This window comes from Streptococcus sp. GMD4S (genome assembly GCF_000296955.1).
Window position 1 is genome coordinate 1 of the sequence record NZ_AJRE01000385.1, and the last position, 606, is coordinate 606.

At 46.7% G+C, this 606-nt stretch carries 1 protein-coding gene; it reads right to left on the reverse strand.

Going from position 1 to position 606, the window contains the following annotated elements; all coding sequences use genetic code 11:
- A partial coding sequence (locus GMD4S_RS10050) for an alpha-L-fucosidase (protein ID WP_000326677.1) occupies positions 1–606 on the reverse strand: 606 nt, incomplete at both ends.

The window sequence follows — 606 nt, forward strand, 5'->3', positions numbered from 1 at the left end:
CGATATCTTCCTTGAGTTCAACGACGTCAAAGCGTCTCTTTTGCCCCAAATCGACTGTAAAGCTACCGGTTGTGGCATCATTTGAGAGGGCCCAGCTGGTGTCATCTTTACCGTCTGTGAGGTGGCTTTCTTTGTAGAGGTGGTTTTGACGAGTAGAACTTGCTGTTACAGTTGCGCCTTTGGCAAAGTCAGTCGCATACATTTGATCTAGGGTTGCTTTGAATTCCTTCAAGCGAGCCACATCTGCATCTGCAAATTTTCCTTCTTTATTTGGTGGAATATTGAGAAGGAGTGGGGTTCCACGACCAACAGACTTGAAGTAGATATCCATCAACTCTTTGAGTGATTTCGGCTGTTGGTTGTCATGATAGAACCAGCCCGAACGGATCGAAACGTCAGCTTCCCCTACAGAGTACATATCACCATCTGGGTCACCATGGTTGAGGTATTCGTTTTTCACATCGTCTGTGATGTTGGCCCGTTTAACTTTATGCCAGACAGGGTCACCTGCGATACCCCGTTCATTTCCGATCCAGCGAACGCTTGTCGGTTGAGCAGAGAAGATGGCGATATCTCCTTCGGCTTCTTTGATGTATTTGAACCATT